The sequence below is a fragment of the Actinoallomurus purpureus genome, from assembly GCF_024055795.1.
GTDB classification, from domain to species: Bacteria; Actinomycetota; Actinomycetes; order Streptosporangiales; family Streptosporangiaceae; genus Actinoallomurus; species Actinoallomurus purpureus.
The window spans coordinates 121,351-134,379 of sequence record NZ_JAMXMY010000016.1; the positions used below are offsets into that span (position 1 = coordinate 121,351).

Sequence of the window (13,029 nt, forward strand, 5' to 3'; positions counted from 1 at the left end):
GCGCCCATGGCCGGGCGCCCGCCTGGGCGCTCGTCGGACCGCGTGGGAACGGCCCGGCGCTGCGAGCGGCGATCGCGTGCACCGGCCTGGCGGGCAGCGCTTCGTCGCGTACCTGGTCGGGCGGAACCACCGCCTCCATGCCGACCGGGCCGAGCAGGCGCGGCTGCTGGCCGAGCAGACCGCACTGGCGAGCGAACGCCAGGCACAGGCGGCGCCCCTCGCCGAGTGCGGCCGCCGGCAGCCACGGTACGGGCGGATTCCGCCATCACCTGACGTTCACGCCCTGGCCGACCGCCGGTGACGGGGAGTTGGTCTCCGGTCGTTTCACTCGCCCTGCTTCCTCATGATCGGGAGATAGGCGATGACGCAGGACCTGGGACGGCGGACCTTCCTGACGGCGACCGGTGCGATGGCCACCATGGCCGCGATCGGCACCCCCGCGTATGCGACAGAGGACGCCCGCGACGCGGCCACCGCCGACGAGTACGTGGACGTTCAGCTCCTCAACATCACCGACCTGCACGGCTACCTGCACGGCAGCAGCGTCATCACCGGCGCCGGCGGCGCGCGCTACACCGTCGGCGGCGTCGGCTACCTCGCCGCCCACCTCAACCGGCTCCGCGACGGGCACCGCAACTCGATCTTCTTCGGTCCCGGCGACATGTTCTCCGGCTGGGAGTTCGACGCCGAGAGCGTCGCCGACGAGTCGACGGTCGAGGCGCTGAACCGCATGGACTTCCGGTTCAGCTCCGCGGGCAACCACGAGTTCGACAAGTCGCCGGCGTTCCTCACCGCCCACATGGAGCGCGGCGTCCCGTTCCCCGAGGTCGGGTGGGACGACGCGTTCGTCGACTCGACGGGCCGCAGGTTCCGTGGCGCGAGGTTCCGCTATTACAGCGCCAACGTCGTATGGTCGGCGACCGGCCGGACGGTCGTCCCGCCGTACAACATCGAGTGGGTGGACGCCGGCGGCGGACGCCGCCTGCCGATCGGGTTCATCCACCTCACGGCGTTCGGGACCGAGACCTTCCCGGCGTCGTTCCAGCCCGCCCTGCGGACCCTGGACGAGGTCGAGACCGTCAACCGGTACGCCGCCCTGCTGAAGGCGCGCGGCGTCAACGCGATCATCCTCAGCATGCACGACGGGGCCGTCGCGGGCAGCGACTTCAACAGCGGCACCGACCCCTCCGGCCCGGCGTACGACCTGGCCCGGCAGGTGTCCCCGGACGTCGACGCGATCGTCACCGGGCACTGGCACTGCCGGTTCAACATGATGGTTCCCGACCCGAACGGCGTGCCGCGCCCGTTCGTCGAGGCCGGCTACAACGGCCAGCTGATCAATGAGATCAACCTGCGGCTCGACCGCCGTACGGGCAAGGTGATCCGCGAGCTCACCGTGTCCACCAACCACGCGAACACCCAGGACGTCGCGCCGGACCCGGAACTGCAGGAGGTCGCCGACTACTGGCTCGATTTCGCCACCAGGCGGGGCCAGACCCCGATCGGCCGGGTCACGGCGTCGTTCACCCGCACCCGGAACGCCGCCGGGGAGAGCACGATGGGCGACCTGGCCGCCGACTGGGCGTACTGGTCGGGGCGGCAGCCGATCGACCCGACGAACAACGGCAACGCGTACCGCGACGTGCCCGCCGACCTCGCGCTCATCGCCATCGCCCCACGCGTCGGCTCGGCCGTGATCGGCGGTGATCTCATCTCGGCCGCGGCCGACGGCGCGATCACCCTGGCGCAGTCGTTCAAGGCCGTTGGGTACGGCGACCCGGTCGTCACCGCGACGGTGACGGGGCAGCAGATCCACGACGCGCTGGAGCAGCAGTGGACCGCCGGCACCGGCGGCAAGGTCGTGTACGCGCCGTTCGCGGTCTCCCGCAACGTCCGCTACACGTACGACGCGAGCCGGCCGGTCGGCGACCGGGTCGACCCCGCCGACGTGCTCATCGACGGGAAATCGCTGGACCTCGAGCGCGACTACCGGCTGGCGACCATGGCGTACACCTTCGTCCAGGGCGACGGGTACCCCGCGCTGGCCGAGTACCACCGGCCGGTCCGGCACCCTCGCGACTTCGAGAACTTCGTGAAGTTCGTACGCACCCGGAAGGTGCTGACCCCCGCGCCGCTCGACCGCGTCACGGCCAAGAACGCCGGCTTCGCCGCCCGCGCCGTCGAGGTCCCGCCCCCGTCCGACGAGCCACGGACCGGCAACAACCTCACCTACGGCGACTTCCGGATTCCCTGCTGAGCGGGCTCGGCGCTGCCCCGGACGGCAGTGCCGCCCCTCGTTGACCATGGGATTATCGCCCTTTCTGGTGCCGCCGGAAGGGCGATAATCCCGAACTCAACGGTGCCGACTCGCTTCGGCGACCGGATGACCTTGCACCGGCACTCCCCAGCGCGGCAGGCGGATTGACCTCAGTCGGGCAGCCCCCAGAAAGAGCCGTGCAGGCCGACCTCGGCGAAGTAGGCGGTGGCGGAGGCGGGGTCGCGGCGGGTGTAGCCCGGTTCCAGGCGCCCGGTGTACCAGTCGCTGGCGAAGCGCCACAGGGTGCCCAGATCCATGACGTAGCCGCGCTCCTGGCCCGTCCGCTGCAGCCAGGTGTCGACGCAGTCGGTGGAGCAGAAAAGGCGCTGGTTGCCGCAGGTGTGAACGACATCGTCCCAGGCCCGGCGCATGGGGATGAGGAAATGGGCCACCTGGTCGCCTTGCGGGGGTGCGTCTCGGCCGACCACCCAGGCGTGCGGGGTGTCGCAGGCCGGGCAGCGGGTGGCGACCAGGACGTCGGGCTCATCCTTGAGCAGGTGGGGCATGGCGAACGAGTCCCAGGCGCAGCCGCCCCACCACAGTGTGTGCACCCCCATGACGGAGAAGCCGAGCGGCACGGACGCGAAGGGGTGGGCCATCACGACGTGGTCGTTGTCCTGCGGGTTCAGGACCACATCATGACTTCCGTGAAGGGTGCGCAGTTCCTGACGCACCTGGTCGGGGGCGAATCCGGTGAGTACGGCGAGTTCCGGAACGCTCGGAGCATGGCCGGTGCGGGCGAATCCGTCGTAGACAGCCAGGCGGACCCTCTCCGTCCCGTGAAGGCGCGTCGGTGCTGCTGAGACGTTTCCGGTCATTCTGGTGATTCCTTCGCTGGTTGAGGCGATGGATCCAGGGTGCGCCTCGAGGAGGTCCGAGGGCTTGAACGCTCGTGCGGCACAATTGGGACATGACGTCTTCCGGAGAACGCGCCGCCTACTGGCGGGTTCCCGGGCTTGCGTTGGAAGCCATGCACGCCCGCTTCGAGCACTACGTCTATCCGATGCACGCCCACGACACGTACTCCTGCGGAGTCACCGACGACGGCGCCCAGTCGTTCGTGTGCCGGGGAGAGCGGCACGTCAGCGGGGCCGGACTGGTCATGGCGTTCAATCCGGACGAGCCACACGACGGCCAGTCGGCCGTCCACCACGGGTACCGCTACCGGATGCTGCACCTCGGCGAGGATCTGCTCCGGGATGTCCTCGACGACGCGGCTCGCGGCAGCGCCGGGCTGCCGCTCTTCGACACCCCGGTGGTGGACAACCCAGCCCTGGCCCTAGCCGTGGCCCGCCTCCACACCGCGGTCGTCGAGAACGCCCCCCGATTGGTCACCGAGGAGCGCCTCACCGCCACCGTGCTGGCCCTGACCCGCCATGCCGCCACGCGTTCGGCACGTCTGCCGGACCGGCAGGGCCGGATGGACCTGGCCGCCATGGAACGGGCCCGCGGTCTGCTGCGGCAGCGATTCGCCGAGAACATCGCCGCCGACGAGCTGGCCCGGGCGGCCGGCTGCAGTCGCTTCGCGCTGTACCGGGGCTTCCGCGCGGCGTATGGCTTCGCGCCCAGTGACTACCAACGCGATCTGCGGTTGCGCCGAGCCCGTGTACTCCTGGCCGAGGGCATTGCACCATCGACGGCGGCCGCCGAGGCCGGCTTCGCGGACCAGGCCCATCTCACCCGGTGGTTCACCCGTACCTACGGTGTCACTCCTGCCGCCTACCGCAGGGGGCTGTGATTTTTTGGATCAAGCCGCGTGCGAACGGTCGTCGAGGGCCGCTCACAGGCGGCGGTGACCTGGCGCGTACGGGATCAGCTGTAGAAGTAGAAGGGTCCTCGGGTCACCCACGTGTCCCGCTCGGCCCAATAGGTCCTGACGTCAGCGCGGTAGTAGGTGTCCTCGTAGGCGCTGGACAGGCTCTGGCAGTAGGCACCCGGGTGGCCGTAGTAGTCGTTCCTGTCCGTCCACGAAGGGCTCGGGCCGGACCGGCTGAGCGGGACCAGATTCACCTCGACCAGACGTCCGCCCTCGCTGTTGTACGCCTGCGCACAGAACGTGTCACTCGCGTCGTTGTAACTGATGGTGCCGTCGCCGACGTTACTCGAGAACGAGTTGGCCGACGCGGGCGTCGCGAGAGCGAAGGTCACGGCCGCGATCCCGGCGCCGACCACGGCCGTCTTGAGAAGACTCCTCATCATTCCCCTTTCACGTGGAGCGGACCAGACGCCGCCCGCGATGATCTTGAACCAGTGGATCACTCCGGCAAAAGGCCCGACACCCGTTGTTCACCGGCTGGACACACGGGCGTCACCCATGGGGCAAGGCGATCACCGTCACCCTGACGGCCGTCACGACACCGACGCCGCCCCATCCGACGAGCCGCGGGGCCGGCAACGACCACACCTACGGCGACTTCTCGATGCCTCGGTGAACGAACCCGGCACCGCCCCGCCGGCAGGGCCACACTCCTCGTTGACCACGGGATTATCGCCCTTTCTGCTGCTGCCAGAAGGGCGATAATCCCGAACTCAGGCGATGCCGACTCGCTCCGGCCCGCTCGGCCATGCCGAACAGGCTGGCTCGCGACGCGCCGGCCGGGAACGGACCCCGGCCAGCGCGTCGCGAGCTACAAGGCAGCGGCCTTATCCAAGGTGCCGGGCGAAGAACTGCAGCGCATTGTCGGTCTCGAACGCGGGGATTCCCCCGTGGTCGCCGGGGTTGGCGTGCAGCGTCTTGTCGGGCGAACCCAGCGCGTCGAACAGCGCCAAGGCCTGGTCCCGGGGCACCCGCGTATCGTCCCATTGGAGCAGGAACTGCACCGGCACGGTGACCTGGGCGGCGGGTGCGGCCAGCCCGTGCACGCCGAGCAGGCCCAGCACCGCGGCGCGGATCCGGGGTTCGGCGGCGAGCAGCGGCACACCGAGCCCGCAGCCCATCGACACGCCCCAATAGCCGACCGGTCCGGCGCCCACGTGGTCGAGTGCCTGGACCGCGGTCAGGACGGCCTGCCAGTCGGCGACGGCCTGTCCGGCCAGCAGGTCGTGCATGGCCGCGACCAGCCCGGCCGGATCCTCGCCGGCGGCCATGCGGGTCCGCAGGCGATGAGCCATCGGGCATACCTAAAGCAAGCTTGACCCGGGTCGACTTGCAATCAATCGAACACCAGTTCGATGATGGTCGCATGCACGACGCCCGGTCACTCGACCACTACCCGTCCGGCTCCCACCGGATCGAGGCCCGCGACTCCTGGGTCTGGATCCACCACAGGGGCGCCTGGCGCAAGGGGGCCATCCACTGCTGGTACGTCCACGGCGACACGTGGATGGCGTGGATGCAGCACGAGGATCCCGCCCCCGACGTCCCGTGGTCGGCGTGGGGGCTGTACCTCTACGACGGGGTCACCATCAGACGCCGGCACGCCCCGGCGGCCATCGCACGTATCGAAGTGCCGATGGACGGGAACGGCCGAGAACGCGTCACCGCGCGGCTCCGCGACACCGGATACAGCGTCGAGCCGCATCCGACCTCAAGCGACCAAGGGACGCTCCTCATCTGCTGAGATCGCGCGGGTCAGTCGAATGCGGGTAGAACAGCCGATATGCCGATACTCGTAGGCACGTCCGGGTGGCAGTACACGCACTGGCGGGACGTGCTGTACCCCTCCGGGATGCCGCAGCGCGTGTGGCTGGAGCGGTTCGCCGAGTGCTTCGACACGGTGGAGAACAACAACGCCTTCTACCGGCTGCCCAGCCGTGAGGTCTTCACGACGTGGCGGGAGCGCACCCCACCAGGGTTCGTGATGGCCGTGAAGGCGAGTCGTTACCTGACCCACATCAAGCGGCTGAAGGACCCGGAAGAGCCGGTGGACCGCCTGATGAACGCCGCCGGCGGGCTGGGCGACAAGCTCGGCCCGATCCTCGTCCAGTTGCCGCCGACGCTTCAGGTCGACGTCGATCGCCTGACCCGCTGCCTGCGGCGCTTCCCGGCCGGCGTCCGGGTCGCCGTGGAGCCCCGTCACCCCTCCTGGTGGACCGATGAGGTGCGGGACGTGCTCGTCCGGCACGGCGCCGCGCTGTGCTGGGCCGACCGGCTCGGCAGGCCGCTCATCCCCCTGTGGCGGACGGCCGGCTGGGCGTACCTGCGTCTGCACGAGGGCGCCGCGACGCCGTGGCCGGACTACGGCGACCAGGCACTGCGCTCCTGGGTACGACGACTCGCCGAGACCTGGGACGACGACGTCGACGCGTACGTCTACTTCAACAACGACCCGGGCGGAGCCGCCGTGCGCGACGCCGTGCGGTTCGCCGAGTTCGCCCGTGCGGCCGGTCGGCGCGTGACCCGCACGCCCGCCCTCGCCACGCGGTGACGGCAGGTCGTCACCAGGTGACGGGCAGCGCGGCGAAACCACCGGTCAGGCGCTCGGAGCGCTCGGGCAGGCCGTCGAGCGGCACGGCCAGGCGCAGGTCGGGGAACCGCTGGAACAGCGAGCCGAAGACGGCCCGCAACTCGACACGGGCCAGGCTCGCGCCCAGGCAGTACCGGATGGCGTAGCCGAATCCGAGATGCGGCTGGACCTCGCGGCCGAGGTCGAACCGCTCGGGCTCGACGAAGACGGTGTCGTCGCGGTTGGCGGCCGAGATCATGATGACGCAGAGCTCCCCCGCCCTGATCGTCACGCCGTCGACCTCGACGTCCTCGCGGGCGTACCGGCCGAGGCCGTGGTCGTTGGGCGCACCGATGCGCATGATCTCCTCGACGGCGGCGGGGGCCAGCGCCGGGTCGCGTTTCAGCGCCTCCAGCTGCTCGGGGTTGTCCAGCAGCAGCACGACCCCGGCGTCGATCCGGTTGACCGTGGTCTCGTGCCCGGCGAACAGCAGCCCGCCCGCCATGGTGGCGATCTCGTCGTCGGGCACGTCGGCCCGTGCCAGGTCGGAGTAGACGTCCTCGCCCGGATGGTCCCGCTTGGTCTTGACGATGCCGTGGGAGTACTCCTCCATGGCCGTACGGGCGGCGGCGGACCGGTCCGGATCGGTGAGATCGGTCATCTCCTCGGCGATCGCCCGGAAGTGGTCGCGATCGGCGAGGGGGACGCCGAGGAGCTCGCAGATGACCTGGATGGGCAGTGGCACCGACAGCGACGCGTGCAGGTCGGCCGGTGGACCGTGCTCCTCCATCCGGTCGAGCAGGTCGTCGACCAGCTCCTGGACGTGCCCGGACAGCGCCTGCATCCGCCGCGCGGAGAACGCCGGCGCGAGCAGCCGCCGCATCCGGTCGTGGACCTCCTTCTCGGTGGCGTACTCGCCGTTCGGGCCGCCGGTGAGGGCGGAGTTCGACACCCGGGGGGCGTGGTCGGGGTCCGGATGGGAACGCCCGAAGCGCTCGTCGGCGAAGATCGCCCGCGCCTGTTCGTAGCCGGTCACGAGCCAGGCCTCGTCGCCGGTCCGCGTGCGCACTCGCGCGATCGGTTCCCTGGCGCGCAGCGTCCCGTACGCGGAGGAGATCTCCAGCACGCTGGTGCGCTCGAACGGCAGTCGCGGCAGGTCGGCCATGGGACGACGGTCCTCTCCCCGGGGATCTTGAGTCAATTCCCACAGTCCCATTCGTCATGCCTTACGTCAATGCATGAAAAGTCCTGAAAGGCGGCTGTCTGCCGGTGATCAACCGGCCTATCGCCGGATGCCCGACCTCGGGAAAGAGCGTTCCTCATGAACTTCCGAATTACGTCCCGGATCACGCGGCTGCGACGTGCCGCGGTCGTCTTGGCGGTCGCCGTGCTCGGATTCTGTTATGGCGTGGCCGGTGCCGGAGTCGAACCGGCGAGTGCGGCACCGCCGCGGGCGACGGCGCTCGCCAGTTCGGCACGTGGATGTTCCGTGACTGGTGGCGCCACCTGAAGAATCGCTACGGCTACTGACGGCCGTGGAGCCGTACGGGGACCGCCGCTCCGGTGATCCCCGTACGGCTCCACGGCACCGCCACCTCCGGCCAGGGTGTCCAGGCCGGGTCCCGGCCGGCGAGGCCGAGGGCCCGGTCGAGGAGCGGGGCGGTGCCCGGCACCTCCACCTCCGGGCCGAACGCGCCGTACCGCCGGGCCGTCTCCGCCATCGACGACACCTGCTCGAACAGCGCTCGCGTGAGCTCCTCGTCGATCGGCGCCTTCTGGCCCGTGGCCACGGCCAGGTCCCAGGCGTGCAGCAGGACCTCGGCGAACATCATCCCGCCGACGAACGCGGCGGGCATCGTCCCCGCGCCGGAGATCCCCGTGGCCCCCTCCCAGGCGGCGGGCTCGGACCACGCCGCGGCGGCCGCGCGCACCCCCGCGGCGTACCGCCCGGCCCAGTCGGGTTCCGCGATGAAGTCGTGGCCCTCCGCCGGGGACTCGGGCGGCGGCGTCTTGCGCGCCCCTGCCTCGAAGCGGGGCCCCGTCCAGTAGAGGAGATGGTTCAGCAGGGCGCGGACGTCGTACTCCGGGCACGGGGTCGGCAGGGCGAACCGGTCGGGGCCGATCCCCTGGACGACCGCGATCGACACCTCCGCGGCGCGCGTCATCAGCGGGTGCAGTTCCATCGCTCACACGGTAGGCCGGTCGCGGCCGGCCGTCTTGAACGAATGCGACGCCCGACCGTATGGCCGGCGCCGCCCCGCAGGACCTCCGCGCCGTCCTCCACCGCCACGATCGGCATGTCGCCCACCCGGTACGGGCGGGAGTGCGCGGCCCGGCGATGATCACTGCCTGGCGCCGGTGTCGATGCCCGCTCCGGCCGCCGCGACGGGGCCGTGGCCGCCTCACGTAGCATTTGAAGGACGACGACGCCGGCAGAAGGACTGTTCCCAAGGTGACCTCCGCTACTGAACCCCTGCGCGCGCTGCTGTTGGAGGGCATTCACTCCGACGCTGTCGCCTCCCTCGAGAAGAACGGCTACGCCGTCGAGACGGTGGATCGCGCCCTCGACGAGGACGAGCTCACGGCCCGCGTCCCCGGCGTGCACCTGCTCGGCATCCGGTCCAAGACCACGATCACGGACGCGGTGCTCGCCGCCGCCCCGGACCTGCTCGCGATCGGCGCGTTCTGCATCGGCACCAACCAGATCGACCTCTCTGCCGCCCTGCAGCGCGGGGTCGCGGTGTTCAACGCGCCGTTCTCCAACACGCGCAGCGTCGTCGAGCTCGTGGTCGCCGAGATCATCGCGCTGACCCGCCGGCTCATGGAGAAGAACTCCTCGATGCACGCCGGTGTCTGGGACAAGTCGGCCGAGGGCGCCCATGAGGTCCGGGGCCGGCGGCTGGGCATCGTCGGCTACGGCAACATCGGCAGCCAGCTGTCGGTGCTGGCCGAGAGCCTGGGCATGAGCGTGTTCTTCTACGACTCGGCCGACAAGCTCGCGCTGGGCAACGCCCGCCGCTGCGCCAGCATGGAGGAGCTGCTGGCGGTCGCCGACGTCGTCACGCTCCACGTCGACGGCCGGCCCGGCAACAGCGGCCTGTTCGGTGAGGCGGAGATCGCCCGGATGCGTCCCGGCAGCCTGTTCCTGAACCTCTCGCGCGGGTTCGTCGTCGACCACGGCGCGCTCCGCCGGCACATCGAGTCCGGGCACCTGGCCGGCGCGGCGGTCGACGTCTTCCCGCACGAGCCGAAGGGGCGCGGCGACGAGTTCGTCTCGGAGCTGCGCGGGCTGGCCAACGTCATCATCACGCCGCACATCGGCGGATCGACGGAAGAGGCCCAGCAGGACATCGGCCAGTTCGTCGCCGGCAAGCTGCAGGACTTCGTGGCCACGGGCAACACCGCGCTGAGCGTCAACCTCCCGCCCGTGTCGCTGCCCGCCCCGTCCGGCGGGCACCGCCTGACGCACCTGCACCGCAACACCCCGGGTGTGCTGGCGACGATCAACGGCATCCTCGCCGACCACGACGTGAACATCGAGGGGCAGCTGCTCGGCACGCGCGGGGAGATCGGCTACGTCATCACCGACATCGGCACCCAGTACACCCCGGACGTCATCCAGCAGCTGCGCGGGCTGCCGACGACCGTCCGGCTGCGCCTGCTGTCCTGATCGCGGCCCGCTCTCGTACGCCCGCCCGTCCTCAGTGGGCGGGCGTACGAGCGGCGTGGTCCTCAGGCGATGTTGAACTCGGGCTCGGCGGCGATCTCGGCCTCCTCGGCCGCGACGGCGGCGTTGACCTGTTCACTGGCCACGGCGATCCGTACGGCGAAGAAGTAGACGGCGAGGGCGAACACCGCGACCGTCAGGATGTCGACCCACTCGGGCAGCACCTTGAGGCCGCCGTAGCGGCCCAGGGACCCGATGAGGATCATGCCGCCCAGCCAGGGCCAGACCCACATGGCCGCGGGCCAGTTGAGGGCCGACCGCTCGGCCTGCGGGCTCGTCGCCCGTGTCACCGCGAAGATCCCCAGACCCACCAGGATGGCGAGCCCGAGCTTCCACTCGGCCTGGAAGCTCGACCAGTAGATGATCAGATTGGCACAGACGAAGCCGACGGGCGCCAGCACCCGGTGTGCCGGAAGGCGGTACGGCCGGGGCCGCTCCGGGTCGCGCAGCCGCAGGGCCCGCAGGGCGATCGGCCCGAAGGCGTACATGATGGCGGTCGCCGACGTGACGAGGCCGACCAGGGACTGCCAGCTCGGGAACGGCAGGAACGCGATCTCCCCGACGACGAAGGCGATGATGATCGAGACGGTCGGCACGCCCTTCCGGCTGACCTTGGCCACCCCACTCGGCACCGACCTCTCCCGGCCGAGCGCGTACGACAGCCGGGACGACGTCGCGACGTACACCAGGCCCGTCCCGGCGGGTGAGATCACCGCGTCCGCGTAGAGCAGGACCGCCAGCCACGCGGCGCCGGCTCCGATCGCGAGCGTCGCGTACGGGCCGAAGTCGCCCTTGCCCACGGGGCTGGCCCAGCCGTGCGCGAGGTTGGCGGGGTTCAGGGCGCCGATGAAGGCGATCTCCAGCAGGATGTAGACGACCGTGCCGATCGCGGTGGCCGTGATGACCGCGCGCGAGATGTCACGTTGCGGCTTCTTCGCTTCTCCGGCCATTTGGATCGCCTGTTCGAAGCCCTGCAGGGCGAAGACGACACCGGCCGGGAGCGCGGCGAAGATGCCGTGCGCTCCGAACGGCATGAACCCGCCGCCCGCCGTGAAGTTGGACGCGTGGAAGGTCAGCAGCAGGAGGACGACCACGGTGAGCAGCGGAATGGCCGTCTTCCAGATCACGGTGATCCCGTTGGACTCGGCGAGGAGCTTGACGCCGACGACGTTGATGATCGTGAACAGGAGCATGAAGACGGTGGCGACCAGCAGGCCGGCGCCGGTCAGCGTCCCGTCGGTGTGCAACAGCGTGATGTTGTTCTTCACCCAGCTGATGTGGTCGCAGTAGGACAGCGTCGCCTCGACCTCGATCGGGGCGATCGCCACCGCCTGTATCCAGGCCATCCAGCCGGCCGTGAAGCCGACCAGCGGGCCGAACGCGAAACTCGGGAACCGCGCGGTGCCTCCGGCGACGGGGTAGGTCGCGCCGAGTTCGGCGTGCACGAGGGCGAGGATGGCCAGCATGACGGCGGCGAGGATCCAGGACAGGAGCGAGGCGGGCCCGGCGATGGTCGCCGCGGTGAGCGCTCCCAGCAACCAGCCGGATCCGATGATCGATCCGAGCGATACGAACATCAGTCCCCAGAAACCGACGTCCCGCCGTAGGTGTCGTCCCGAATCGACGGATCCGGTGGTAGTGGGCGCCATAGAGCCCCCTTCACGAGTGATGGCGGAGTACGGCCGCCGACGACGGTGAACGACCTATCTCCCCGCATGTCGGGCGTACCGGTTCGCAAGTGATGTTAATTGACGTTAAGGACATGCCGTATTGCACGTCAACGCCGGAGAGAGACTAAATCGATACAGCCTCGAATGCAATGAGCGACCAGTACACCAGCGCGCCCAGAGACTCCTATGGGGGCATAGGTGCCATTGGTGAGATTGATCCTCCAGTGACATCAGAGATCCCACCCGGCCGCCAGCATTCGGCCTTCTACCGCAAATAACGCGATCTATCCCTCAAAACGGAATGTCCGAAGAACGCGGCGCTTTGCCATCCCCAGAAAGGGAGAAGACGCTTACCGACCCTGCCCCGCGCGACGGTCACACGCGCCGGACGCGCAGCCGCCAGAGGGACGTCACCTCGGCGGCGCGAGCGGCGTGCAGCGGGTCGGCCGGATCGGTGGCGCGCGGATGGCGCGGCCGTACGTCCGACCAGGCGATCGTCTCCAGCCCTGCGGCGTCGAACGCGGCGAACAGTTCGGCGCGCGACCGCAGCCCCAGGTGCTCGGCCCCGCGCCAGAGGACGGCCGTGCCCTCGCACGCCAGGTGGTAGGCGTCGTCGGCGGTCATGCGATCGTCCGCGACCTCCACACACCGGGGCGGCGGCGCGCCGTTCTCGGACCGCCAGCGGGCGGAGTGCTCCGTCCCCGCCTCGGTCCAGCGAACGACCTGTCGCGCTTCCACAGCGATCCTCCGCTCCCCGGTCACGCGGAAGGTAGGAGAAGGCGGGTTTCCCCTCAACCGAATTACGCCCGCAAGAGGCCCGGGGCCACGGTCGGGCCGGCGTCGGGCGATCAAGTGTCGCAGCTCGAACCGGCGACCGCCCCTCGTGCGCCGCACGATCGGCGTACGCCTACCGTTAACAAACCTATTCTT

Annotated in this window: 13 protein-coding genes; 6 read left to right on the forward strand and 7 right to left on the reverse strand. The window is 70.1% G+C overall.

The annotated features are described in order from the left end of the window. Nucleotides 1-76 precede the first annotated feature (76 nt). Together NE236_RS27250 and NE236_RS27255 are read left to right on the forward strand one after the other, a co-directional pair. Nucleotides 77-301 carry a hypothetical protein gene (locus NE236_RS27250; protein ID WP_252845004.1) on the forward strand — a complete coding sequence of 75 codons (225 nt, stop codon included), beginning with the start codon at nt 77-79 and terminating at the stop codon, nt 299-301. A gap of 60 nt (nt 302-361) precedes the next feature. After that, complete coding sequence (locus NE236_RS27255; protein ID WP_252845005.1) at nt 362-2,257, forward strand: bifunctional metallophosphatase/5'-nucleotidase; 1,896 nt, start codon at nt 362-364, stop codon at nt 2,255-2,257. Nucleotides 2,258-2,427: 170 nt separating this feature from the next. Here NE236_RS27255 and merB read toward each other — a convergent pair whose 3' ends face one another. Continuing rightward, nucleotides 2,428-3,135, reverse strand: coding sequence for an organomercurial lyase (gene merB / locus NE236_RS27260; RefSeq protein WP_252845006.1), 708 nt, complete (start codon nt 3,133-3,135; stop codon nt 2,428-2,430). A 92-nt stretch (nt 3,136-3,227) separates the two neighbouring features. On the opposite strand from merB, the gene NE236_RS27265 reads away from it, so the two are divergent. Then, nucleotides 3,228-4,055 (forward strand): AraC family transcriptional regulator, encoded by an 828-nt coding sequence (locus NE236_RS27265; protein WP_252845007.1) that lies wholly within the window; start codon nt 3,228-3,230, stop codon nt 4,053-4,055. Between the two features lie 74 nt (nt 4,056-4,129). Here NE236_RS27265 and NE236_RS27270 read toward each other — a convergent pair whose 3' ends face one another. Then, the gene (locus NE236_RS27270; protein ID WP_252845008.1) at nt 4,130-4,513 is read right to left on the reverse strand and encodes a hypothetical protein; all 384 of its coding nucleotides are present in this window, start codon (nt 4,511-4,513) and stop codon (nt 4,130-4,132) included. Between the two features lie 447 nt (nt 4,514-4,960). After that, nucleotides 4,961-5,428 carry a dienelactone hydrolase family protein gene (locus NE236_RS27275; protein WP_252845009.1) on the reverse strand — a complete coding sequence of 156 codons (468 nt, stop codon included), beginning with the start codon at nt 5,426-5,428 and terminating at the stop codon, nt 4,961-4,963. A gap of 71 nt (nt 5,429-5,499) precedes the next feature. Between NE236_RS27275 and NE236_RS27280 the strand changes: the two genes are divergently transcribed. Further along, a complete protein-coding gene (locus NE236_RS27280; protein ID WP_252845010.1) occupies nt 5,500-5,877 on the forward strand; it encodes a hypothetical protein in 378 nt (125 codons plus the stop codon). Nucleotides 5,878-5,916: 39 nt separating this feature from the next. Then, the gene (locus tag NE236_RS27285; protein WP_252845011.1) at nt 5,917-6,684 is read left to right on the forward strand and encodes a DUF72 domain-containing protein; all 768 of its coding nucleotides are present in this window, start codon (nt 5,917-5,919) and stop codon (nt 6,682-6,684) included. Nucleotides 6,685-6,694: 10 nt separating this feature from the next. Here the strand turns inward: NE236_RS27285 and NE236_RS27290 are convergent, their stop codons facing one another. Together NE236_RS27290 and NE236_RS27295 are read right to left on the reverse strand one after the other, a co-directional pair. Next, complete coding sequence (locus NE236_RS27290) at nt 6,695-7,867, reverse strand: cytochrome P450 (protein WP_252845012.1); 1,173 nt, start codon at nt 7,865-7,867, stop codon at nt 6,695-6,697. Nucleotides 7,868-8,225: 358 nt separating this feature from the next. Further along, complete coding sequence (locus NE236_RS27295; protein WP_252845013.1) at nt 8,226-8,885, reverse strand: TIGR03086 family metal-binding protein; 660 nt, start codon at nt 8,883-8,885, stop codon at nt 8,226-8,228. Between the two features lie 269 nt (nt 8,886-9,154). Between NE236_RS27295 and serA the strand changes: the two genes are divergently transcribed. After that, nucleotides 9,155-10,372: a phosphoglycerate dehydrogenase gene (gene serA, locus NE236_RS27300; protein ID WP_252845014.1), complete on the forward strand. Its 1,218-nt coding sequence runs from the start codon at nt 9,155-9,157 to the stop codon at nt 10,370-10,372. 62 nt (nt 10,373-10,434) lie between these two features. On the opposite strand, the gene NE236_RS27305 is transcribed toward serA, so the two are convergent. Both NE236_RS27305 and NE236_RS27310 read right to left on the reverse strand, forming a co-directional pair. Continuing rightward, nucleotides 10,435-12,078, reverse strand: a complete 1,644-nt coding sequence (locus tag NE236_RS27305; protein ID WP_252845015.1) for an APC family permease — start codon at nt 12,076-12,078, stop codon at nt 10,435-10,437. A 396-nt stretch (nt 12,079-12,474) separates the two neighbouring features. Further along, on the reverse strand, nt 12,475-12,837 hold the full coding sequence (locus NE236_RS27310; protein ID WP_252845016.1) for a hypothetical protein: 363 nt from the start codon (nt 12,835-12,837) through the stop codon (nt 12,475-12,477). Nucleotides 12,838-13,029: the final 192 nt, after the last annotated feature.